Origin of the sequence: Bradyrhizobium sp. CER78 (genome assembly GCF_029846235.1) — a bacterium.
Lineage (GTDB): Bacteria > Pseudomonadota > Alphaproteobacteria > Rhizobiales > Xanthobacteraceae > Bradyrhizobium.
On record NZ_JARVWP010000014.1, the window covers coordinates 89589 to 112811 of the forward strand.

The 23223-nt window shown below is 65.5% G+C and carries 11 protein-coding genes and 1 pseudogene; 6 read left to right on the forward strand and 6 right to left on the reverse strand.

What is annotated here, in order from left to right; translation table 11 throughout:
- The first annotated feature begins 78 nt into the window (after positions 1-78).
- A complete protein-coding gene (locus QDT69_RS26735; RefSeq protein ID WP_279709475.1) occupies positions 79-13488 on the forward strand; it encodes a hypothetical protein in 13410 nt (4469 codons plus the stop codon).
- Positions 13489-13630: 142 nt separating this feature from the next.
- Here QDT69_RS26735 and QDT69_RS26740 read toward each other — a convergent pair whose 3' ends face one another.
- The 6 genes from QDT69_RS26740 to QDT69_RS26765 all read right to left on the reverse strand — a co-directional run bounded on the left by QDT69_RS26740 (position 13631) and on the right by QDT69_RS26765 (position 18741).
- Positions 13631-15142: an ATP-binding protein gene (locus QDT69_RS26740; RefSeq protein WP_279709476.1), complete on the reverse strand. Its 1512-nt coding sequence runs from the start codon at positions 15140-15142 to the stop codon at positions 13631-13633.
- A gap of 165 nt (positions 15143-15307) precedes the next feature.
- Positions 15308-16018, reverse strand: coding sequence for an alanyl-tRNA editing protein (locus tag QDT69_RS26745; RefSeq protein WP_279709477.1), 711 nt, complete (start codon positions 16016-16018; stop codon positions 15308-15310).
- A gap of 166 nt (positions 16019-16184) precedes the next feature.
- Entirely contained in the window at positions 16185-17354 is a 1170-nt protein-coding gene (locus QDT69_RS26750; RefSeq protein WP_279709478.1) for an OpgC domain-containing protein, read from the reverse strand.
- Positions 17355-17577: 223 nt separating this feature from the next.
- Positions 17578-18192, reverse strand: coding sequence for a TetR/AcrR family transcriptional regulator (locus QDT69_RS26755; RefSeq protein WP_279709479.1), 615 nt, complete (start codon positions 18190-18192; stop codon positions 17578-17580).
- Positions 18193-18281: 89 nt separating this feature from the next.
- Complete coding sequence (locus tag QDT69_RS26760) at positions 18282-18593, reverse strand: acyl-CoA dehydrogenase family protein (protein ID WP_279709480.1); 312 nt, start codon at positions 18591-18593, stop codon at positions 18282-18284.
- The gene (locus tag QDT69_RS26765; RefSeq protein ID WP_279709535.1) at positions 18553-18741 is read right to left on the reverse strand and encodes a hypothetical protein; all 189 of its coding nucleotides are present in this window, start codon (positions 18739-18741) and stop codon (positions 18553-18555) included. Before QDT69_RS26765 ends, QDT69_RS26760 begins: the two co-directional genes overlap by 41 nt.
- A 319-nt stretch (positions 18742-19060) precedes the next feature.
- Between QDT69_RS26765 and QDT69_RS26770 the strand changes: the two genes are divergently transcribed.
- The 5 genes and pseudogenes from QDT69_RS26770 to QDT69_RS26790 all read left to right on the forward strand — a co-directional run bounded on the left by QDT69_RS26770 (position 19061) and on the right by QDT69_RS26790 (position 23138).
- Positions 19061-20122 carry an asparaginase gene (locus QDT69_RS26770; RefSeq protein WP_279709481.1) on the forward strand — a complete coding sequence of 354 codons (1062 nt, stop codon included), beginning with the start codon at positions 19061-19063 and terminating at the stop codon, positions 20120-20122.
- Between the two features lie 209 nt (positions 20123-20331).
- Entirely contained in the window at positions 20332-21777 is a 1446-nt protein-coding gene (gene xylB / locus QDT69_RS26775) for a xylulokinase (RefSeq protein WP_279709482.1), read from the forward strand.
- Between the two features lie 184 nt (positions 21778-21961).
- Positions 21962-22096, forward strand: a pseudogene (locus tag QDT69_RS26780) (ATP-binding cassette domain-containing protein); the annotation flags it as partial.
- A gap of 58 nt (positions 22097-22154) precedes the next feature.
- Positions 22155-22271, forward strand: a complete 117-nt coding sequence (locus QDT69_RS26785; protein ID WP_279709536.1) for an AraC family transcriptional regulator — start codon at positions 22155-22157, stop codon at positions 22269-22271.
- A gap of 60 nt (positions 22272-22331) precedes the next feature.
- Complete coding sequence (locus QDT69_RS26790; RefSeq protein ID WP_279709483.1) at positions 22332-23138, forward strand: MBL fold metallo-hydrolase; 807 nt, start codon at positions 22332-22334, stop codon at positions 23136-23138.
- Positions 23139-23223: the final 85 nt, after the last annotated feature.

The window sequence follows — 23223 nt, forward strand, 5'->3', positions numbered from 1 at the left end:
ACGACGTCGATGCCCGACTAGGCGGCATCGACGACCGAACCCGACAAATGAATTTTATTCTGGCCCAGGGGCAGAGCCATGCAGACGATTTCCGGCGGCGTGACCGTTACCGTATCTTCTGGCACCGAAACCGGCGATACCGTCCTGAATGGCGGCACGCTGATCGTCGATCCCGGCGCCAGCGCCGTTGGCACGCAATTGAGCGGCGGCTTCATATTCGACTCCGGCACCACGACCGGCACGACGGTCTACACTGGTGGCCAGGAGCAGGTGGACTCCGGCGGCGTTGCTTCCGGCACGACGATCTCCGCAGGCGGTGCCGAGACCGTCCTGAGCGGTGGTACGCTCGTCAGCGGCGTGGTCGACGCCGGCGGCTTCCTGGCGCTGGGATTTAACCCCGGCAACGGCTCGGCCAATCTCGCCGGCGGGACCGCAAGCGGCACGATCGTGTCGGGTGGCGGTGTCAGCATCCAGTCGGGGGGGCTGGCGGTCTCGACGACCGTCACCGGCGGCGCAGGCTCCTACGGCAACGTTGCGATTTCCGCGGGCGGCTCGGCGACGAGCACGACGGTCGGGATTTCCGGCGGCCTGAACATTTCGAGTGGCGGCAGCGCCACCGGCACGACCTTGTCCGGCGGCTACGAGGTGATCTCGAACGGTGGTGTCGACAGCGGCGCCATGATTCTGTCCGGCGGCAACCAGAATATCTTGAGCGGCGGTCTCAGCGTTTCGGCCACAGTTTCCGGCGCGAACAGTTCCGGGTTCTTTGCGGCCCAATTCGTGTCGAACGGCGGCATCGCGAGCGGCACGACAGTCGGCAGCAATGGCTTGCTGGACATCGCGGGCGGCGGCACGGTGATCGGCGAGACGGTGCTGAGCGGCGGTCGCGTCACGCTCGAAAGCGGCGCGTTGTTCACTGTTTCAGCGGGCCAGACGCTGCACGATGTCTTCGTCAAGTCGGGTGCTCTCGAAACCATCGCCTCCGGCGGTATCGAGACCGCGCTCGGTAGCAGCAGCAACAACGTCGACAACGGGCAAGTCAACGTGCTGTCGGGCGGAACGCTCGACCATATGGCCGTCAACAGCGGCGCCATCCTCGGCGTTGCCGGCACCGTCACGAGCAATCTCTTCGTCGCCAGTGGTGGCGTGGTCAACGTCTTGTCGGGCGGCCTCATCACCGGAAGCGGCGGCGGCAGCGGCGGCCTTTTCACCGGCGACAGCGGCACCATCAACGTGATGTCCGGCGGCCAGGCCGACCATGTCGTCGTCAAGTCGGGCGGAGTGCTGAACGTCTACGGCACGACGCTGAGCAATGTCGGCATCTCGGCCGGTGCGGTTGAGACCGTCTACTCGGGCGGCCTGATCAGCGGCACGTCCGGTTCCGGCACGGGTGTGTCGGCCGGCGCCACCTTGAACATCCTTGCCGGCGGCTCGGCCGCCTTCTTCGCCGTTTCGAGCGGCGGCACCGCGAATATCGCCGGCACCGTGCTCCGCAATCAGGCGGTCTATACCGGCGGCGTCGAGAATGTCTTTTCGGGTGGCGTCGTCACCGGCTCCAGCGGCAGCGGCACCAACATTGCCGGCGGCACCATCAACGTGGCGTCGGGCGGAACGCTCGATCATGCTGCGCTGGTCTCCGGTGGCGTACTCAACATCAATTCCGGAGCGACGGCACACAATCTGACGTTCTCCGGATTGGGCACGCTCAATGTGGCGGGCACCATCACGTCCAGCGCCACCGTCGTTTCGGGCGGCATCGAGAATGTGCTGTCAGGCGGCATCGACATCGGTACCACGGTGTCCAGCGGCGGCCAGCAGAACGTCTACGTCCATGGCACGACGTCGAACACGCAGATCCTGTCCGGCGGCGTCGTCACGATTTCCGGTGCAGGCACGGTTGACCTGAACGGAGGAGCGACCGAGTCGGGGTCCGTGATTTTTGCCGGCGCGGGCGGCAAGCTCGAAATCGACGGCACGGCGATGCCCGGCACCGTCATCTCCGGATTCGGCATCGGGGATACGATCAATCTCACCGGTGAGAGTGCCGCAAACATCACCGGCATCACCCTGAGTGCCGGCAATGTTCTGGCGGTCGCGACCAGCGACCATGGAACGCTCAACCTGCAGCTTTCGCCCGGCGACACGTTCAGCGGCACGTTCAGCAGCGCCACCGACGGCGCGGGGACGGACATCACCTTCATCGATAGCTCGGCCATCAAGGTCAGCGCCGGCCAGACCTCCAGCGGCCTCGTGATCAGTGCGGGGCAGACGCTCGACGTTCTCTCGGGCGGCGCGGCGATCGGCACCGTGCTGAGCGGCGGCACCGAGAACGTGTTCGGTACCGAGCAGGGCACGACCGTCAGCAGTGGCGGCCAGCTCAATATCGACATCGGCGGCGTCGCGCATGACTTGACCGTGTCGAGCGGCGGCACGCTCAACGTTGCGGGATCGATCACCAGCAACACGTTCCTGCTCTCCGGCGCCACCGAGAACGTCCTTGCCGGCGGCAACGCCAACGGCGTCACCGGTTCGGGCACCAGGGTTTCCGGCGGCACGCTCAACGTTCTGGTCGGCGCTACGCTCGGGCATTCCACGGTCTACGCCGGCGGCACGCTCAACGTGTCCTCGGGCGGTGCGGCGTCCTTCCTCGCGGTGTCTTCGGGCGGCACGATGAACGTCGCCGGAACGGTGACAAGCCAGGTTGCGGTCTATTCGAGCGGTCTCGTCGTGATCTCTTCGGGCGGCGTCGAGACGGGCGCACCCGGCAGCGGGACGGGTATCTCGGGCGGTACAGTCAGCGTGACCGCGGGCGGCCAGTTCTCCTTCTTTACGATCAACAGTGGCGGTCTCGTCGCGGTCGACAATGGCGCGACGATCCACGACCTCAGCGTCAGCAGCGGCGGCATCCTCAACCTCGCAGGTTCTCAGACCAGCAACGCGTCGATCTACTCTGGTGGCACGGAGAACGTATCTTCGGGCGGCAGCGTGCAGAGCTTCGCCGTGTCGGGAGGCGCGCTGAACGTACTTTCAGGCGGCAACGCCCAGTCCTTCACGCTGTCGGGAGGCTCGCTCAACGTTTCCTCCGGAGGCCAGTCCGAGTTCTTTACCTTGTCGTCCGGAGCCTCGGCCGCGATCGCAGCCGGCGCCACTGTTCACGATCTGGCTGTATCGAGCGGGGCGACGCTCAACCTTCTCGGCGCGGCTACGAGCAACGTGTTCGTTACGGGCGGCGGCGCGCTGAACGTCTCTGCCGGCGGCGCCATCAGCGGATCGATCAATCCGTCCGGTTTCTTCACGGTCAACGTCAACGGCACCGTGAATGCCTCCTCAGGCGCCGCTGTCGGCGATGTTACCGTCAATAGCGGTGGCAACCTGAACCTGCAGGCCGGCGCATCGGCGCATGACGTCAACGTGAACAACGGTGGCCGGCTCAATCTCGCGGGAAGCACGACCAGCAATATCAACGTCTTCTACAGCGGGCTGGAAACCGTTTCGTCCGGAGGCGTGGCGAGCGGCACCAATGTCAACGGCGGTGAGCTCGACGTTCTCTCCGGTGGTGTGGCAAACGCCACGACCGTCAATGGCGGTCTGCTGAAATTGTACTCAGGCGGGTCGCTCAGTGGCGTCTCGGTCAACAATTTCGGCGCCGTTGAACTCGTCAGCGGAGCGTCCGTTTCGCAGCTTACCAACACGACGTTCGGTGGCGGCACCAACCTCGAGGTGGGCCCTGGCGCTGTCGTGAGCGGCTATCCGGTGAGTACCGGCCTGATCCTCGACGTGCTGTCGGGCGGCCTGACCTCCGCCATCACCCTTACGGCCAATGGGATGGAGAGCGTGCTGTCGGGCGGCACGGCCTTGGGCACCGTTGTTGGCAATGCCGGCTTCATGCAGCTCGGCGTTCCGCCGTACCAGGGGCAGGGTGGTGCGGCCGGCGGAACGGCGAGCAACACGACGGTGTCGGGCGGTCAGCTCAGCGTGAACTCCGGTGGCCTCGCGGTGTCCACCACGATTGCCGGCGGCGGCGCGCAAGTTACCTCGGGCGGTGTAGCGTCCGCAACGACGATCTCCAACTTCGGCGGCATGACCGTGCTGAGCGGCGGCACGGCGGCCAACACGACGGTGCTGAGCGGCGGCTTCTTCCAGATCGGCCAGGGACCGTTCAACGGCATTCTCGGATCGGCCGGTGGCAGCGCGACGGGCACGATCTTGTCCGGCGGATTCGAGGCGATCTCCAGAGGTGGCGTCGATTCCGGCGCCACGATTCTGTCTGGCGGCAACCAGAATGTCTCGGCGGGCGGCCTCAGTATTGGAGCCAAGGTCTCCAGCGGCGGTTTCCTGACAGCCGCGAATCTCGGCGCGACGTCGAACACGCAAATATCGTCGGGCGGCGTGGTCACGATCTCGGCCGGTGGCATCGTCGATCTGAACGGCGGATCGACCGAAAGCGGGGCGGTGATCTTCTCCGGCGCCGGCGGCAAGCTCGAGATCGACGGGATATCGATGCCGACCACGGTCGTCAACGGCCTGGCGATCGGAGACACCATCGATCTGACCGGCGTCAGCATGTCGGAGATCACCAGTGTCGGCCTCGGCGCCGGCAACGTGCTGACGATCGCGACCAACGATCACGGCACGCTCAGCATTCAGCTCGATCCGGGCCAGAGCTTTGCCAACCAGTTTGGCAGCAGCGCGGACGGTAGCGGCACCGACATCTACCTTGTCAGCAACGGTGCCGGAAATATCACCGTGAGCAACGGCCAGACCAGCTCGGGTCTGGTGATCAGCAACGGTCAGACGCTGATGGTGCAGGCCGGCGGCACGGTGAACAACACCGTCATTCACGGCGGCCTCGAGAACGACAGCGGCACCGCGATCGGCACCATCGTTTCCGCTGGCTCCGAGGTGGTCTATTCCGGCGGCGTGACGTCGAGCGCGACCGTGGAGACAGGCGGCGGCATACATATTTCCGGCGGCAGTGCCGTCAGCGTAACCGTCGCCGCCGCCGGCTACATGGAAATGGACGGCGGAAGTGCAACCGGCACCACGATTCTGTCCGGCGGCTATGAAGCCGTGAAGAGCGGCGGCGTCGAATCCGGCGCCGTGATCCTGGCCGGCAACGAGTCCGTTTCAGCGGGCGGCGTCAGCATTTCCGCGCAGATCGCGGGATCCAACAACAGCAGCTACGGCGTATTGACGGTTTCCTCCGGCGGAGCGGCTTCGCAAACCCAGGTTGGCAGCTTCGGCGGCCTCACCGTGCTCGGCGGCGGCACGGCGACGGGCACTGTCGTGTCCAGCCAGGGATACCTCGACCTCGGTCTGACGCCCTTTGGCAGCAATGCCGGCTCGGCCGGCGGCAGCGCCACGGGAACGATTCTGTCCGGCGGCTACGAGTCCATCATAAGCGGCGGCGTGGACACCGGCGCCCGGATTCTGGCCGGCGCCAACCAGAACGTCCTTGCCGGAGGTGAAAGCATCTCAGCGACTGTGTCCGGCATGAACGCTCCCGGACTGTTGGCGATATTGACGGTTTCGGGCGGCGTTGCCCTCGATCCGACGATCGGAAGCGGCGGGCAATTGGCGATTTTCGCCGGTGGTACCGTTTCGGGCGAAAACATTCTCAGCGGCGGGGCCATCTTCGTCGGCAGCGGCGGCACCTACACCGTGTCCTCCAGCGCCCTTCCGGGGCACGACATATCTGTTTCAAGCGGCGGTTCGCTGATCGTGGACGGCACGACGCTCAGCCATGTCTTCATCGGTTCCGGCGGGACCGAGACCGTTTCCTCAGGCGGTTATGCAACAGGCAACGCCAGCAATTTCACCGGCGATACCGGCACGATCAATATTCTGTCCGGTGGCAAGGCCGACCATATCCTGGTCAGCAGCGGCGGTGTCCTGAACGTCATGTCGGGCGCGCTGATCAGCGGCGGCACGGGTAACGGGACAGGTGTGTCCGCCGGCGGCGTGGTGAATATCTCGGCCGGTGGCTCGGCCTCAAATATCGGCGTGTCGAGCGGAGCGATCGTCAACATTGCCGGCACGATGCTCCACAATATGGGTGTCTATGGCGGCGGTACCGCGAACGTCTTGTCCGGCGGCGTCGTCACCGGCATCCCCGGCAGCGGTACGGGCATTTCAGGCGGCACGGTCAACGTCAGTTCGGGTGCCGAGTTCGACCATGCCGCGCTGCTTTCCGGTGGCGTGCTCAACATTTCTGCCGGGGCTTCGGCACACAATCTGACTTTCTCCGGATCCGGTACGATCAATGTGGCCGGCACGATCACATCCAACGTCACGGTTGTATCTGGCGGCATTGAGAATGTGCTCTCGGGCGGTATCGACATCGGTACGACCGTCTCCAGCGGCGGCACCGAGATCGTATTGTCCCACGGCACCACGTCGAACACGCAAATCATGGCTGGTGGCGTGCTCACGATTTCCGGCGGCACGGCCGATCTCGGCGGCGGCGCCGCGGAGGCCGGATCGGTGGTGTTTGTCGGCCCCAACGGCAAGCTTGAGATCGATGGCACGGCGATGCCGACCACGGTCATCTCCGGGCTCGCAGTCGCGGATACGATCAACCTGACCGGCGTGAGCATGTCGGAGATCACGAGCGTCGGTCTCGGCGCCGGCAATGTCCTGGATATCGTGACCAACGACCACGGCACCTTGGCGATCCAGCTCGATCCAAGCCAGACCTTCAGCACGCAATTCGGCAGCGCCGCTGACGGCGCCGGCACCGATATCTACCTGGTCGCCAGCAGTGGCGGGACCAGTGGCAACATCGTTGTCAGCAATGGCCAGGTCAGCGCCGGTCTGGTGATCAGCGGTGGCCAGACCTTGACCGTGCAGTCGGGCGGCACCGCTCTGAACACAGTGCTTCAAGGCGGCATCGAGCTCGACAGCGGAGTGACGGTCGGCACGGTCGTGTCGAGTGGTGGTCAGTTGCAGGTCTCGTCCGGCGGCCATGCGACCAGCACGACGGTGTCGAATGGCGGTACAGCGACAGTGCTTTCGGGCGGCCTGGCCGACAATTTGTTTGTTTCCAGTGGCGGTACGCTCAACGTCCTTGGCACCGTCCAAAGCCAGACGAGGGTGTTCGCTGGCGGCACCGAAAACATCTCGTCGGGTGGCCTGATCTCCGGCGCGACGGGCTCCGGGACCGGCGTTTCCGCAGGCGGCGTGCTGAACGTTCTCGCTGGTGGTTCGGCCGCCCATGTCGGCGTGTCGAGCGGCGGCACGTTCAACGTTTTCGGCAACGTGCTGAGCAACACCGCCATCTACGGCGGCGGCGTCGAAAACGTCCTGTCGGGCGGGTCGATCTCCGGAGCGAGCGGATCCGGTACCGGCGTTTCGGGCGGCACGCTGAACCTGTCGGCTGGCGGCTCAGCGTCCTATGTCGGCGTATCGAGCGGCGGTGTCTTCAACGTCGCCGGTACGGTGCTCAGCTCTGTCGCCGTGTACAGCGGCGGCGTCGAGAACGTGTTGTCGGGCGGCGTGGTCCAGGGTGTGTCCGGAGGCTTTGGCACCGCGATCTCCGGTGGTACGGTCAACGTGCAGTCGGGCGCTACGGCGACTGCAATGTTCGTCTATGCCAGCGGTGCTCTGAACGACAGCGGCATCGTGACCAACCAGTTCGTGCTTAGCGGCGGGGTGGAAACCGTTTCGTCCGGTGGTGTCGCGTCGCAAGTGGCGGTTTCGGCCGGCGGTCTGCTCGACATTCTCGCCGGGGGCTCGGCGACTGGTATCGGCGATGCCGGGAGGGTCGTCGTCGAAGCCGGCGGCACCGCCGACCACATCATCGTTTCGTCCGGCGGCGTGCTCAGCGTCGGCGGCACCATCACCAGCAATACCGGCGTGTTGGCCGGCGGCATCGAGACTGTGCTGTCCGGCGGGCTCATCTCTGGTGCGGCCGGATCCGGAACGGGAATTTCGGGCGGCACGATCAACCTGCAGGCCGGCGGATCGGCCTTCTACGTCGGCGTTTCGAGCGGCGGCACGTTCAACGTATCCGGCTATGTGGGTGCCGGGGCGGTGTACAGTGGAGGCGTGGAGACCGTTTATTCGGGTGGACTGATCTCGGGTGGCGCTGGAATCGGAACGGGGGTCTCGGGCGGCGGCATACTGACGGTACTCGCGGGCGGCTCGGCCGCATGGGTGGGCGTTTCGAGTGGCGGCGTTTTCAACGTGTCCGGCACCTTCCTCAACAATGGGGGCGTCTATGCCGGCGGCGTGGAGAATGTTTTCTCGGGTGGCGTTGTCACCGGCGTGACAAGCTCGGGGACGGGCATATCCGGCGGCACGGTCAACGTATTTGGCGGCGGTGCGCTGGATCACGCGACGGTTTCCAGCGGTGGCTTTCTCAACATCTCCGCTGGCGGCACGGCACATCACCTTACGGTGTCGAGCGGCGGCACCATGAACGTTGCAGGCACGACCACCAGCAACGTGGTGGTTACGGACAGCGGTGTCGAGACCGTGCTGTCCGGTGGACTGATCTCCGGAACCTCCGGCTCGGGGACCGTCATTTCCTCCGGCGGCATCGTGAACCTTCAGGCCGGTGGCGCAGCGGCTTATCTGACCGTTTCGAGCGGCGGCACGTTCAATGTGTCGGGTACCGTGCTCAGCAACGTGACCGTTTCTGCCGGCGGCGTTGAAAATATCTTCTCGGGTGGCGTTGTCGGCGGCGCGTCGGGCTCCGGGACGTCCATATCCGGTGGCACCTTGAACGTACTTGCGGGCGGTTCACTCGCGCAAGTGACGGCCTGGAGCGGCGGCACGCTGAACGTCTCCGCTGGTGGTGCCGCGCACAACATCACGGTGTCGAGTGGCGGCACCATGAATGTTGCCGGCACGATCACCAGCAACACGCTGGTCACGGACACCGGTGTGGAGAACGTGCTGTCCGGCGGACTGATCTCCGGGGTCACGAGCTCCGGGACCGGAGTTTTGGCTGGAGGCATCCTGAACGTTCTGGCCGGTGGTTCGGCTGTTCACGTCGGTGTGTCGAGCGGCGGCACCTTCAATGTTGCAGGCCAGGTGCTCAGCAACACGGCCGTCTACAGCGGCGGCATCGAGAACGTGTTGTCCGGTGGATCGATCTCCGGCGCGAGCGGATCCGGTACGGGCATTTCGGGCGGTACGCTCAACGTACTGGCAGGCGGTTCGGCCAGCTATGTCGGCGTGTCGAGCGGCGGCACGTTCAACGTGTCGGGCACCGTGTTCCGAAACGTGGGCGTCTATGCCGGCGGTATCGAGAATGTTTTCTCGGGTGGCGTCGTCACCGGCGCGCCAGGCTCCGGGACGGCCATATCGGGTGGTACGGTCAACGTATTTTCGGGCGGCGCGCTGGATCACTCGACGGTTTCGAGCGGCGGCGTGTTGAACATTTCTGCGGGCGCAACGGCGAACAGCATCGCGGTGTCGAGCGGTGGCATGTTCAACGTTGCCGGCGCGGTGACGAGCAACGTCGCGGTATTTGCTGGAGGTACTGAGGTTGTATCTTCCGGCGGCTCCACGGGGCCTGTCACGATCTCCGGCGGTTCGGTCGAACTGCAGGCCGGCAGCGTCGCGAGCGGCGGCATCACCTTCAGCGGCTCCGGCGGGCAGCTCAAGATCGACGGGACGTCTTTGTCCGGAACGACCATCAGCGGGCTGGTTCTGGGCGACAGCATCGATCTTGCTGGCCTCAATTTCGTATCGGGCGGCTCGGCGACCTTGCTTCCGAGCAATGTCCTGCACGTCACGGAGGGGGCCTCCTCCTTCGATCTGCAGCTTGATGCGACACCTGGCGTGCGGTTCGGCGTGAGCGCGGATTCCGGCACCGGCACTCTGGTCGCGACCCGTGCAGATAACCCGCCGGTCACGACGGCGGCCAACGTGACGGCAGTCCTCGGTGAGACCTCTGTACTGGCCTCCGCGCTCTTCAACTTTACGGACGCCGATGGCGATGCCATCACTCAATTTGCGTTCTGGGACACGCAAGGCAACGGACACTGGACTATCAACGGCGTCACCCAGGCCACCAACCAGGAGATCGATGTTTCCGCGGCGAACCTGTCGCAGGTGAGCTACGTGTTCGGTCCAAGCGGTTCGACCGATACGCTTTTCGTACGCGCCAATGACGGCACGCTTTGGGGCAGCTGGACTCAATTCACGGCAAAGGCGTTTGTCGATACTCCGCCGACCGTGATCGCCAACAACAGCAACGTCACTGCGGCGCACGGCCAAACGTCGGTTGCGGCATCGACCCTGTTCACGGTGTCCGATCCGGATGTTGGGCAATCGATGACCCAGTTCGCGTTCTGGGACACCGGCGGCAACGGCCACTGGGTGGTGAATGGCATTACCCAGCTGGCCAACACCGAGATCGATGTGTCGGCGGCGAACCTGTCGCAGGTGAGCTATGTCTTCGGGCCGACAGGGTCGATGCCCGATACGCTTTACATAAGAGCGAACGACGGAATGCTGTGGGGCGCCTGGACGGCGTTCACCGCAACACCGGGGCCCGACCAGGCGCCGGTTGTGACGGCGCAGAACGTGACAGCAACCCATGGAGAGGCATCGGCGCTTGCCACGACCCTGTTCTCGGTGACGGACGGCGACCACGACACCCTCACCCAGTTCGCGTTCTGGGACACCGGCGGCAACGGCCACTGGGTGGTGAATGGTGTCAACCAGCAGGCCAACACCGAGATCGACGTCTCGGCGGCGAACTTGTCGCAGGTGAGCTACGTGTTCGGACCAACGGGGTCGGCACCCGATACGCTGTATGTCAGGGCCAATGACGGCTTCCTGTGGGGCGCCTGGACGCCGTTCACCGCAACACCGGGGCCCGACCAGGCTCCGGTTGTGACGGCGCAGAACGTGACAGCAACCCATGGAGAGGCATCGGCGCTCGCAACGACCCTGTTCTCGGTGACCGACGGCGATCACGACACCCTCACCCAGTTCGCGTTCTGGGACACCGGCGGCAACGGCCATTGGACGGTGAATGGTGTCACCCAGCAGGCCAACACCGAGATCGACGTGTCGGCGGCGAACCTGTCGCAGGTGAGCTATGTGTTCGGGCCGACAGGGTCGGCACCCGATACGCTGTATGTCAGGGCCAACGACGGCTACGTGTGGGGCGGCTGGACGGCGTTCACGGCAACACCGGGGCCTGACCGCGCGCCGATCGTGACGGCGCCGAACGTGACAGTCGTCGCTGGAGAGACGTCAGCGCCCGCCACGACCCTGTTCTCGGCCACGGACCCCGATGGCGACGCGATCACCCAGTACGCGTTCTGGGACACCGGCGGCAGCGGTCACTGGGTGGTGAACGGTGTTGCGCAGGCGGCCAATACCGAGATCGATGTATCGGCGGCGAACCTGTCGCAGGTGAGCTACGTGTTCGGGCCGCCCGGCTCAGCGCCCGATACGCTGTATATCAGGGCCAACGACGGCTATCTGTGGGGCACTTGGACGGCGTTCACGGCCCCGCCGGGAGCCGACCAAGCGCCGGTTGTGACGGCGCAGAACGTGACAGCAACCCATGGAGAGATATCGGCGCTCGCATCGAGCCTGTTCTCGGCCACGGATGCCGACGGCAACGCGATCACCCAGTATGCGTTCTGGGACACCGGTGGAAGCGGCCACTGGGTGGTGAATGGTGTCGCGCAGCAGGCCAACACCGAGATCGATGTGTCGGCGGCGAACCTGTCGCAGGTGAGCTACGTGTTCGGCCCCGGCGGTTCGCCGGCGGATACGCTCTATGTGCGAGCCAATGACGGCATGTTGTGGGGCGCCTGGACGGCGTTCACGGCAACACCGGGGCCTGACCACGCGCCGGTTGTGATCGCGCCGAACGTGACAGTAACCCCGGGAGAGACGACAACACTCGCCTCGAGCCTGTTCACGACCTCGGACGCCGACAACGATATCATGACCCAGTATGCGTTCTGGGACACCGGCGGCAACGGTCACTGGGTGGTGAATGGTGTCGCGCAGGCGGCCAACACCGAGATCGACGTGTCGGCGGCGAACCTGTCGCAGGTGAGCTACGTGTTCGGGCCGAGCGGGGCGCCGTCCGATACGCTGTACATCAGGGCCAACGATGGCTTCATGTGGGGTGCCTGGACGGCGTTCACGGCCCCGTCGGGGTCCGATCATCCGCCGGTCGTGACCGCGCAGAACGTGGCAGCAATCCACGGAGAGACGTCAGCGCTCGCCTCGAGCCTGTTCTCGGCCACGGATACCGACCACAACACCATCACCCAGTATGCGTTCTGGGACACCGGCGGCAATGGCCACTGGGTCGTGAACGGTGTCGCGCAGGCAGCCAACACCGAGATCGATGTGTCGGCGGCGAACCTGTCGCAGGTCAGCTACGTGTTCGGGCCGACCGGCACCCCGCCCGACACATTATACGTCAGGGCCAACGATGGCCTTTTGTGGGGCACCTGGACGGCGTTCACGGCAACGCCGGGGCCTGACCACGCTCCGGTCGTGACGGCGGCGAGCGCGACCGGGATTCACGACCATTCGGTCGCGGCCTCGAGCCTGTTCACGGCGGTGGACGCCGACAACGACGCGATCACCCAGTATGCGTTCTGGGACACCGGCGGCAACGGTCACTGGGTGGTGAATGGTGTCGCGCAGGCGGCCAACACGGAGATCGACGTCTCGGCGGCGAACCTGTCGCAGGTGAGCTACGTGTTCGGCCCCGGCGGTTCGCCGGCGGATCTGCTCTACGTGCGAGCCAATGACGGCATGTTGTGGGGCAGCTGGACGGCGTTCTCGGCGACCGCAACCAACCAGACGCCGACGGTGTCGGCCTCGAACGTGGTGACGGTCTCCGGGCAGACCTTTGCCGCATCGAGCCTGTTCAGCGCGACCGACGCGGATGGCGATACCATAACGAAATATGCGTTGTGGGATTCCAACACGAACGGGGCCTGGATCGTCAACAACGCAACGGTGAAGGCAAATACCGAGATCGACGTCACCGCGGCACAGCTTGCTACGGCGATCTATCAGGCCGGCTCGGGCACCGATCAACTCTGGATCCGGGCCAATGACGGCATCGCGTGGGGGGCCTGGCAGCCCTTCAACGTGACGGGCGAAAGCTCAACCAGCGCCACCATCGCAGCGGGCGCCACGCTGGAATTGCCGGGGGCTTCGAACGCCGCCGTGGCGTTCCAGGGCTCTACGGGAACGCTGAAGCTCGACAATTCCGCGAGCTTCAACGGCACCGTCGCCGGGATGACAGGTTCGGACGCGATCGATTTCGCGAACATCAGTTTCGCGAACGTTCACACGCCGACCTTCAGCGGAACCAGCACGCGCGGAACGCTCACGGTGACGGACGGCACTGTCACGGCGAGCATTGCGTTGCTGGGCAACTACATGGCCTCGACATTCACGACATCGAGCGATGGCCATGGCGGTACCCTGGTTGTCGATCCGCCGGCGACGCAGGTCAGCCAGCTGGCGCAGCCGCAACACGCGTGAGGGCGCGAAGGATAGGCATGCGGAGCCGCCGCTAGGAGTAGCGGCTCCGCCTGTCGGCAGAGACGAAAAGGCCCGCCTCTCGGCGGGCCTTTTCCGTTTCATGCCGTGCTTCCGGAGTCCGCTCCGTGCGCCCGCGGTTCGATCACGACGGCGAGCCGGCCGCCTCCGTCGCCACGTCGTCGGCATTCGGGTCGGCCGCTGCCGTCGCCCAGGCGAGCTCGACGAGGGTCACGATGCGCCGGCCGGCGCCGTCGAGCTGGCAGACGATCAGGCCCTGCTCCTCGATATAGGTCAGGAGATGCCGCGCGCGGCGCAGCGAGTGCGTGCCGTAGGCGCGGGCGATCGCGGCATCGCTCGGGCAGGGCCAGCCTTCCTTCGCGGCGCGGGCGATCATCATGAAGACGCCCTGCATGTCCTCGGGCAGGATCGCGGCGCGCAGCTGCACATCCTGCCAGGCGTCGTCTTCCGCGATCTCGGTGCCGAGCCCAGCGCGGGCGCGCGTCAACATGCGGCGGAAGTCGGTCAGCTCCGGCACCACGGCGCCGAGCCCTTCGATCCGGCAGCGCACCACGAACTCCTGATAGAGCACGCCGATGGCGCGGAAGCCGGCATCCGGCTCGGCGAGAATGGCCCGCAGGATCCGATCCAGCCGCTCACGCCGCTCGGCCAGTTGCTCGGCGCTCGGCGGCGGTTCCGCAGTCTCGGGATCGATCTCAGGCGCCGCCGGCTTGGCGGCCATCAGCTGGCTGAGCAGGTCGGGTGCCGGCGCCCGGCGCGGCGGCCTGGCCGTTGTTTCGGGCGGCGGGGCTGCGAGGATGATGGCGCGTGCGTCTTCGAGTGCAGCTTCCGGCAGCGGCATCAGCCGCGGCGCCGCGTTGCGCGGCTGCGTATCGGTTGGACCGATGCGCAGGCCGAGCGGCCGGCGCGAAAGCGCCGGGCCCAGCGCCATGAATTGACCGCGTTCGAGGTCGCGGAAGGCCTCCGCCTGTCGTCGCTCCATGCCGAGCAGGTCGGCGGCGCGCGCCATGTCGATATCGAGGAAGGTGCGGCCCATCAGGAAATTCGACGCCTCGGCGGCGACGTTCTTGGCGAGCTTCGCCAGCCGCTGGGTCGCGATGATCCCGGCCAGTCCGCGCTTGCGGCCACGGCACATCAAATTGGTCATCGCGCCGAGCGACAACTTGCGCGCCTCGTCGGACACTTCGCCTGCGACCGCCGGCGCGAACAGTTGCGCCTCGTCCACCACCACCAGCATCGGATACCAGTGATCACGGGGGACCTCGAACATTCCGCCGAGGAAGGCGGCGGCGCGCCGCATCTGGTTCTCGGCGTCGAGCCCTTCGAGATTGACCACGGTGGAGACGCGATGAATGCGCACGCGTTCGCCTGCGACCTGCAGACTGCGCTCGGTATGGTCCTCGGCGTCGATGACGAGGTGGCCGAACCGCTCGGCCAGCGTGACGAAGTCGCCCTCGGGGTCGATGATGGTCTGCTGCACCCACGGCGCGCTCTGTTCCAGCAGCCGGCGCAGCAGATGGGATTTGCCGGAACCCGAATTGCCCTGCACCAAGAGGCGCGTCGCCAACAGCTCCTCGAGGTCGATGGCCGCCGGGGCGCCGGCCGTCGTCTGTCCCATCTCGATCGCTACGGTCATGTCCCCGACTCAAATCGTCCTTGCGGAGACGCGGCTTAACAAGCCGATCGCGCCCCGTCGAGCGAACCGCACAACATCATCCCCAGGCACAGACGGGACGTCGATGGCGTAAGGATTGATCGGCACAGTGCGCCGTGATTTCTGTGGTCGGCCTGCCGGAGCCGGTCAGACCGCGACCTTGATTCTGCGGTTCTGGCGGCCCTTGTTGTCGATCTTGACGATACGTGCGGGGCGGGACTGCCCGGTCGAGGCCAGATGGGTGCCGCCGCAGGCCTGCCGGTCGAGACCGAGGATCTCGACGATTCGAACGAGCCCGTCCTCGCCGACCGGCGGGGCGACGGCCTTGCTGCGAAACAATCCGGGGATGGCTTGCGCCTCGCTATGCGCCATGAAGGCGGCGCTCACGGCAAGGTCCTGCCGGATGATGTCGTTCAGCGGCGCCTCGAGCGCCCGCAGCGCTTCGTTGTCGGCGCCGGGCAGATCAAAATCGACGCGGAAGCTGCCGTCGTCATTGAGTTGCGCCCCGGTCAGAAGCGCGCCGCCGAACCGCGTGTAGACCAGCGCGTTGATGACGTGGGCGAGCGTGTGCAACTCGCACATCAATGCGCGAAACGCCGGCTCGACTTCGAGCATGACCTTGCCGGAGATCACGCTGTCGTCCGGCACCGTGTGCCAGAGGCCGCGGTCGTCGCGTGCGAGCCCGGTCACCGGCAGCTCGCCGCCGGACCATCGCAGAATTCCGCGGTCGGCGAGCTGTCCGCCGCCGCCGGGAAAGAACGGCGAGCGTTCGACCAGGATGGCGCCGGGCCGCGCGTCGAGCACGTCGGCTTCGAGTTGCAGGATGTCGGGATGGTCGTGGGTGAAGGCAGGGGACATGCCGTCACTCTAGAGCGTTTTCGAGCGAAGTGGATACCGGTTCGCGTGAAGAAAACGCGTCAAAACAAAAATCTAGAGCCCCGTTCCGATTCAATCGGAACGGAATAGGCTCGAGCGCATGCGCAGCGCCGCTGACCACCCGCGTCGCCCTCGACACGCCCGCCGGCTATTCCGCCGGCTTCGCGGCCATTGGCACCTGTGCTGCCGCGGTTTTGGGCGGCGCCTTGTCGACCTTCTTCGACCAGGAGCGGTAATAGGCGAGCACGGTCATCAGCACGATGCCGACAACGCTCACCACGATCTGCATCCAGAGGCTGCCGGAGACCTCGACCAGCACGACATGCGCGACCACGGCAAGGAAGACGCCCGAGGCGAACACCTCGAGCGACTGCTGGCCGCATTTGATGATCGGCTCGAAGATCGGCCACTCGTAGCCCGGCCATTCGCGCGGCAGGAAGCGCGTCACGAAGAAGGCGAGCACCACAAAGTGCAGCACGCGATACGGTGCGAGGTTGGTCTTGTCGTTCGGATTGAACGCATCAAAGAGCCATGCCGGCATCGCCTGGCCCAATTCCGGGAAGCGGCCCGCCAGGGTCATGACCAGCGCGAACAACAGATAGGCGCCGCCGAGCCACAGGAAGGCGCGCGAGCGGATGAAGGTGATCGATTCGCTGGCGCCGCCGAGCGCGAACCAGCCGCCGAACACGAACAGGAACTGCCAGCAGAACGGGTTGAAGTACCATGAGCCGGACGGATAGGCCGGCAGGTTCCAGCCGAAATGGCGCGCGGCGAGATAGAGCAGGAATGAGGCTGCCAGCGTCAGATTGAGCTTCCGCAGCATCGCCCACAGCACCACCGGATACACCAGCATCAACGTGATGTAGAGCGGCAGCACGTCCATGTTGACCGGCTTGAACGCCAGGATCAGGCCCTGATAGAGCGTCTCGGCCGGGTTCTGCATGAAGCCCGCGACGTTGAATTCGTTCTCCAGATTGGGATCGCGGTAGCGCTGCGCGAGATAGCCGATCTCGGCGATGTAGATCACGAACAGCAGGACGTGCGCGACATAGATCTGCCAGGCCCGCTTGATCAGGCGGGTAGCGCCGATCACGGTGCCGCGCTCGAGCATCATGCGCGCATAGACAAAGGACGCCGTGTAGCCGGAGATGAACACGAACAGATCGGCCGCGTCGCTGAAGCCGAAATTCTTCTGCGTGATCCAATTCACCGCGTTGTTCGGGATGTGATCGAGATAGATCGCCCAGTTGGCGAAGCCGCGCAGCAGATCGAGCCGATAGTCGCGGCCACGCGGCGGCAGAACAGCCTTGACGTCCATCGGTTCGCTCCCATCCCCAGTGCCCGCGCGTCCGGCCGCGGGTTGCCCACCGCCGATACTAGAACATGATTTCGACGGCTGTGTATTGGTTTTCCGGTAGGGAATGCCTCGACAGAAGGCCGACGCGATGTATTTGGATCAAGTCGTTCCGGCCGCCGAAGTTAAGACGTAGATGCCCCGGGGGCGCAGGGCGGGCGTTACAAGCCGGATGGGTGGAGCGCAGCTAATGCTGCACGAACCCGTTGTGCAGCGTCGTGAACAGTGTCCTGCCCTTCTTCACCAGATCGTATTTGCGGCCGTAGAGCAGCCAGACCGCGGTGAGGTGGCACATCCCGCCCATCATCAGCGACATCGCGGTGTAGGGATCGAGATTGCGGCGATAGGTGCCGGCGCGGATCGCCTGCTTGATCAGCTGCACGTAGCGTAGCGCGTATTTGTCGACCGCCTTCTTGACCCGCGGTTCGGCGGCCAGCACGCTCGGCCATATCTCCAGGAAGAACACGCGGCCCCAGCTCGGATTGTCCTTGATGTACTGGAAGTTGGTCAGGAAGATGATGCGAAGCTGCTCGACCGGGTCGCCGCCCTTCGCCAGCAGCGGCTCGGTTTTCTGATACAGCGCTTCGAAATTGCCCGCGGGCACGTCGAGCACCAGCGCGCGCTTGTCCTCGAAATAGTCGTAGATGCTGGAGAGCGGTATTTTCGCCACCGCAGCGACGTCGGTGAGCGAGGTGCCGTCGATGCCCCGCTGGCCGAACAGCTTGGTCGCTGCCGAGAGGATCTGCTCGCGCCGGTCGCGGCTGCGTTGTTGCTTGAGCTTGAGCGTCGTCCCCGAAGCCACGGTCGTCTCCTCGCATCCCGCAAAAACAGTAAGGCAGCGGGATCGGAACACAAGCGCTATTGCGACGGGATACAGCCTAAGATTGCCGGTCAGATCGGCGTGTTCCGCCGTTCATGGCTGCGGAATGCGTTGCCGGCGATGATCTGTCGCATGATCTCCGATGTGCCATCGAGAATGCGGACCACCCAGGTTTCCCGCCAGATGCGCTCGATCGGCAGATCCCTGGAATAACCGGCACCACCGAACAGCTGCATGGTCATGTCGGCCACGCGCTGCACCATGTCGGCGCCGGTATATTTGGAGAGCGCGGCCGCCGCGGTGCGCGCGGCGGCGTCGCCCTGATCGTAGCGCCAGGCCGCCTCATAGGCGACCAGGCGCGCAGCATGCAGCGCGCTCGCCATGTCGGCGATCTGCCATTCGATGGTCGCGCAGCCTGCGTCCGAACGTCTCGCGCACCGAGACGTGATCAAGCTCGTAGTCCAAAAGCTGGCTCGCCGCACCGACGCAGTAGGCGCCCCAATGCGTGCGTCCGGCATCCCGGCACCGCATCGCGATCGCGAATCCGTCGCCTTCCTGGCCGAGCAGGTTTTCACGCGAAACGCGGCAGGGCGCACCAGAATTCGAAGAATATTCGAAAAATCTGCGCCGCCATTCCGGCGATGTCAAGAATTTGGGCACGCGCCGAAAGACAAGGCTGCGGGTCGGATGACGCGACGCACGCGTGGTCGGCCGGGAGACCTTGCCGGCGGCGTTTCCGCCGCAAGTTTGTCCATTTCTTGCGCGACAAAACCACCAGTTGTGACTAGATGGTTTATCACCGGGGGAAGAAATGACGCTGCATCCGCTCCGATCGACCCGTTCAGCATGTATGATCCTCGGGCTCGCCGCAGCCCTTATGATCGGGCTTGCCTCGCCGGTATCAGCACAACAGGCGTCCGGCACTACGCTGGCCCGGGTGCTGGTGCTCGGCACCGGCGGCACGATCGCAGGGCAAGCCAATGCACGCGCCGGCAATGCCTATGATTCGGGCAAGGTCCGCGCGGCGAATCTGATCGCGGCTATTCCGGGCATCGACAAGCTCGCCGAGATCTCGGCCGAGCAGATTTCCTCGATCGGCTCGCAGGACATGAACGACAAGGTCTGGTTCGACCTCGTCAAGCGCATCCGCGCGGCCATCGACAACAAGGAGGTCGACGGCGTCGTTATCACCCACGGCACCGATACGATGGAGGAGACCGCGTTCTTCCTGCAAAACGTGCTGGACACCGACATGCCGATCGTGCTGGTCGGATCGATGCGGCCGTCGACCGCGATCGGCGCCGACGGGCCGGCCAATCTCTACGATGCGATGCGGGTCGCCTCGGCGCCGGAATCCCGCGGCCGCGGCGTGCTGGTCGTGCTCAACGACACTATCCATGGCGCGCGCTGGGTGCAGAAGACCAATACCACGAGCGTCCAGACGTTCCGTTCGCCCGATGCCGGTCCGGTCGGCTATGTCGACGCCGGCTCGCTGCGCTTCCTGCAGCCGGCCGTCACGATCAAGACGGCGAAACTGAAGCTGCCGGACACGCCGCCACTGCCGCGGGTCGACATCATCTATTCGCACGCCAACATGGATGCCGCCGAAGTCGAAGATGCGGTCAAGCGTGGCGCCAAGGGCATCGTGCTGGCCGGCGTCGGCGACGGCAACTCATCGAAGGGCGCCATCGATGCGCTGGCGGCGGCGGCGAAGCAGGGGGTCGCGGTGGTGCGCTCGACCCGGGTCGGCTCGGGCTATGTCAACCGCAACGTCGAGGTCGAGGACGACAAGCTCGGCTTTGCGGTCTCGCTCGACCTCAATCCGCAGAAGGCGCGCGTCCTGCTTGAACTCCTGATTGCCAACGGCATCACTGACCCCAGCGCGGTGCAGCAGGCGTTCGCGCAGCCGTAATCGGCGATGTGAAGTGAGCACATTTGTCGGGCTCCCTCTCCCGCTTGCGGGGGAGGGTTGGGGTGGGGGCTCTCTCCGCGAGTCACAACGTGGAGAGAGCCCCCACCCGGATTGCATCGCAGATGCAATCCGACCTCCCCGCGCAAGCGGGAGAGGTGCAGCGAGTTTGCTGCGAGATCCGGCCTCATATCGCATAGACACGAGGCACCATGTATCTCGGGATCGATCTCGGCACCTCGGCGGTCAAGACCGTTCTCGTCGACGACGCCCAGCGCGTGGTGGCGAGCCGCAGCCGGTCGTTGACCGTGGCCTCGCCGCTACCACGCCACAGCGAGCAGGACCCGGCGCAGTGGATCGAGGCCACCTTCGCGACGCTGGACGCGCTGAAGGCGGATCATCCGGCCGAACTGGCTGCTGTCGAGGGCATCGGCCTGTCCGGCCAGATGCACGGCGCGACGCTGCTCGATGCCGATTGGAAGCCGTTGCGGCCTTGCATTCTCTGGAACGACGGGCGCTCGGCTGCGGAATGCGGCGAGCTCGAGCAGCGCTGGCCGGCATTGCGGGCGATGACGGGCAACAAGGCGATGCCGGGTTTCACGGCGCCCAAGCTATTGTGGGTCGCCAAGCACGAACCTGAGATTTTCGCGGCCACCAGACTGGTGTTGCTGCCGAAGCCCTATCTGCGCCTGGTGCTGACCGGCGAAGCGATCGAGGACATCTCGGACGCCTCGGGAACGTTGTGGCTTGATGCGGCGCGACGGGACTGGTCCGACGCCGCGCTCGACGCGACCGGCCTGTCGCGCCGCCAGATGCCGCGGCTCGTCGAGGGCTGCGCGCCTGCGGTGCTGCTATCGAGCGCACTCGCGCAGCGTTGGGGCATGCGCAAGCGGCCGATGATCGCAGGCGGCGCCGGCGACAATCCGGCGGGCGCGGTCGGCATCGGCGCGATCGGGAGCGACGCTGCCTTCGTCTCGCTCGGAACTTCCGGCGCGTTGCTGGTGCCGACCCGTGCGATCGCTGCCAACCCGGCGCGCGCCGTGCACACCTTCTGTCATGCCATTCCCGGCATGTGGATCCAGGCCGGCGCGATCCTCTCGGCGGCGTCTTGCCTCGCCTGGATCGCGCGGCTGCTGCGGACTCCTGAGGCCGAATTGCTGGCGCCGCTCGGCGAACGTCCGAAGGCGCCGTCGCCTGTCAGCTTTCTGCCCTATCTGTCCGGCGAGCGGACGCCGCACGACGATCCCGATGTGCGCGGCATGCTGGATGGCCTGGGCCACGGCACCGATCGCGACGCGATCGTGCAGGCCGTGCTCGAAGGCGTCGCGTTCGCGCTGGCGGATTGCCGCGACGTGCTAGCCGATAGCGGAATGGCGATCACCGCGGTGGATGCGATCGGCGGCGGCTCGCGTTCGCGGTTTTGGCTTTCGGTGCTGGCCAACGTGCTCGATATCCCGGTGCACCGCTTTGCCGATGGCGAAACCGGGGCCGCGTTCGGCGCAGCGCGGCTCGGGCGCCTTGCGGTCAGTGGCGAGCCGGTTGAGGCTGTCTGCACGGCGCCGCAGCGCGTCGAGACGTTCGAACCTGACCGCGCGCTCGCGGCAGCCTATGCCGAGCGGCTGCCGAAATGGCGCAGCCTGTACCGGCCACGGCACTGACGAGAGTCAGCGTGTCCGCAAACCGCGGAGAGTTCCGCAACACCAGTCTGGTTCCCGACTAGTGATCGTTCGAAGGTATTGCTCTACGATACAACCTTTTGTTTAATGCTGACCGCTCGCGCGAGAAACCAAAACAAGACGCGGGTGCGACGCAATGCTGTCGCGCGTGCCGTGGGGAGGTAAGATGATCGACCCGATCCTCGAGATGCGCCGGGTCTCCAAGTCCTTCTTCAGCATCAAGGCGTTGCGCGGCGTCGACCTCACGGTCTATGCCGGCGAAATCCACGCGCTGATGGGCGAGAACGGCGCCGGCAAGACGTCGCGTCCCACCATCAGGCGGACGATGGTGTCGGCGCGCCGGCCGCAAGGTCAGCGATATCGCCTACGCGGTCGGCTTCAACGACCTGTCCTATTTCCACCGCTCGTTCCGCAGAAAGTTCGGCGTGGCTCCGGCTCCGGCGGAGATGCAGATGGAACTGGGACGCCGGCATTGAACGGCTCCCGCTGCTGACGTAGATCAGGAGCCTAACCTCATCCCAACGCGTGTGCTCTCGATGCCTCTCTGGTCCTGCGAACAATGCGGCGCGCAATTTCCCGAAACCGCCGCGGCACCACCGCGCTGCCCGATCTGTGAGGACGAGCGGCAATATGTGAACTGGAACGGGCAGGCGTGGCTGACCCGCGAGCAGCTCGCAGAGCGGCACAAGCTGGTCTGGCGCGACGATCTCGGCCTCGTCGGGCTGGCGCTCGAGCCGTCGTTCGCGATCGGGCAGCGCGCGCTGCTGGTGCCGGATCGCGGCGGCTGCGTGATGTGGGACTGCGTGCCGCTGGCGACCGCCGAGGCGATCGCGCATGTCAAATCGCTCGGCGGGCTGACGGCGATCGCGATCTCGCATCCGCATTATTACGGCGCGGTCGCCGACTGGAGCGCGGCGTTCGACGACGCACCGGTCTATCTGCACGGGGACGACGCGCAATGGGTGACGCGACCCTATCGGTCGATCGTGCCGTGGCAGGGCGACAGCCATCGCATCTCCGACGACATCCTGCTGGTGCGCGGCGGCGGACATTTCGCCGGCGCTACCATGCTGCATTGGGGCAAGGGTGCCGACGGGCGCGGGGCGCTGTTGACCGGTGACATCGCGATGGTCGCGATGGACCGCTGCTCGGTCAGCTTCATGTACTCCTATCCGAACTACATCCCGCTCAATGAATCAGCGGTCCGCCGCGTCGCGCGCGCGGTCGCGCCGCTGGCGTATGATCGGATCTACGGGGCTTGGTGGGGCAAGAACATCGCCTCCGACGCCAGGGCGGCGTTCGACCGTTCGGTCGAGCGCTATATCGCGGCGATCTCGGACTGACGGTTCCTTCCGCGCGTCTTGCCAGCCGGCGCGATCGCGCTATATCAGGGCTTTCCCGCCACTTCAGGTTTGTCCGAGTTTTCCG

Excerpts from the sequence above, each read along its gene's own strand:
- QDT69_RS26735 (WP_279709475.1), top strand. The coding sequence starts at position 79 with ATGCAGACGATTTCCGGCGGCGTGACCGTTACCGTATCTTCTGGCACC.
- QDT69_RS26740 (WP_279709476.1), bottom strand. The coding sequence starts at position 15,142 with ATGACCGTAGCGATCGAGATGGGACAGACGACGGCCGGCGCCCCGGCG.
- QDT69_RS26745 (WP_279709477.1), bottom strand. The coding sequence starts at position 16,018 with ATGTCCCCTGCCTTCACCCACGACCATCCCGACATCCTGCAACTCGAA.
- QDT69_RS26750 (WP_279709478.1), bottom strand. The coding sequence starts at position 17,354 with ATGGACGTCAAGGCTGTTCTGCCGCCGCGTGGCCGCGACTATCGGCTC.
- QDT69_RS26760 (WP_279709480.1), bottom strand. The coding sequence starts at position 18,593 with ATGGCGAGCGCGCTGCATGCTGCGCGCCTGGTCGCCTATGAGGCGGCC.
- QDT69_RS26765 (WP_279709535.1), bottom strand. The coding sequence starts at position 18,741 with ATGCGGTGCCGGGATGCCGGACGCACGCATTGGGGCGCCTACTGCGTC.
- QDT69_RS26770 (WP_279709481.1), top strand. The coding sequence starts at position 19,061 with ATGATCCTCGGGCTCGCCGCAGCCCTTATGATCGGGCTTGCCTCGCCG.
- xylB (WP_279709482.1), top strand. The coding sequence starts at position 20,332 with ATGTATCTCGGGATCGATCTCGGCACCTCGGCGGTCAAGACCGTTCTC.
- QDT69_RS26790 (WP_279709483.1), top strand. The coding sequence starts at position 22,332 with ATGCCTCTCTGGTCCTGCGAACAATGCGGCGCGCAATTTCCCGAAACC.